Source organism: Methylobacterium bullatum (assembly GCF_014845095.1).
Taxonomy (GTDB): Bacteria; Pseudomonadota; Alphaproteobacteria; order Rhizobiales; family Beijerinckiaceae; genus Methylobacterium; species Methylobacterium bullatum.
This window is the reverse complement of record NZ_NKUG01000001.1, coordinates 1-1,144: the sequence shown is the minus strand read 5'-3', so window position 1 is coordinate 1,144 and position 1,144 is coordinate 1. Positions and strand designations below refer to the sequence as shown.

At 74.0% G+C, this 1,144-nt stretch carries 2 protein-coding genes; both read right to left on the bottom strand.

What is annotated here, in order from left to right; genetic code table 11:
* Positions 1-278, bottom strand: a 278-nt coding sequence (locus tag MBTS_RS00010; RefSeq protein WP_192214807.1) for a hypothetical protein, incomplete at its 3' end; no start/stop codon positions are given.
* Between the two features lie 25 nt (positions 279-303).
* A partial coding sequence (locus MBTS_RS00005; protein ID WP_192214806.1) for a PepSY-associated TM helix domain-containing protein occupies positions 304-1,144 on the bottom strand: 841 nt, incomplete at its 5' end.

Sequence of the window (1,144 nt, the reverse complement as noted above, 5' to 3'; positions counted from 1 at the left end):
CGCCGCGCCACCGACGGCGCCTGGGGAACCAGGGGGCTCGACAGCCCGAGGGCGCAAAGCGGGCAGGCCTTGCAGGCCGGCGTGGCGGGAGCCCGATCTCCGATGGCGGGGGAGCCCTCCGCATGGCCGCAGATCGCCGAATGGTCGAGGGCGGCGAGCGCTCCCGGAATCCGCAAGCCGGCCAGCGGCGCGATCGCCTGTCCCCACAGGGCGAGCAGGATCAACCCGCTGCCGAGGCAGAGGCGCAGGGTGCGACGCAGGCGGATGAGGTCGGTCACGGGCGCGGTCCCCGCGTCGCTCGGATCAGGCCGCCGCCGGTCGCCGCGCTTGGCGCCGGAGGGCCTGGATGCCGAGGTCGAGCCCGATCATGGCGAGGATGGCGAGGCCGGTCAGCGGAAACAGAGCGCCCAGCCCGAGGACCAGGGCGGTGACCGTGGCGGCGATCCGGCGGTCGCGCGGCCAGGGCGGGACGCCGAGACCGCCGGCGGGCCGGCGCTTCCACCACATCACCGCGGCGGTGACGCTCAGCAGGATCGTGGCGAGGCAGAAGGCGAGCATCGCCAACTGGTTCAGGCGGCCCCAATACTCGCCCTTGTGCAGGCCGATTCCGTACTGGATCGCCTGCCCGACACTGCCGAGATCGGCGAAGGCCACGTCCACCAGAGGGGCGCCGGTATATTGGTCGAGGGAGATCAGCCGCTGGCGGTCGACGTCGCGCGGGTAGATCGCGGCGGCATAGATGCCGGTGGGTCCCTCGGGCAGCGCGACCTCGTAGCCCCGTGGCATGCCGAGGCCGTCGAGGATGGCCAGGACCCGGTCGAGGCCGATGGCGGGCGCGTCCGCCGGTTGCGAGACCGGCATGGGTGCGTCCTCCATGGTCCAGCCCGCCTGGGTCAGCCGGTCCTTCATCGGCACGGCGGACACCGCCTTCCCCGCCCACAGGGCGCGCGGCTGGCCGAGCCCCGCCTCGTTCGACAGGGCGCGGACCTGCTGGCCCCACCAGACCGACCAGGGCAGGCCGGTGATCGCGAGGAAGAACAGGCCGGCGCCGGCCACGAGCCCGGTCACCGCGTGGAGGTCCCGCCACCAGACGCGCTTGGACGGCCTCGCGCGGACTGTCACGACACCACCCCCCTTCCCGCCC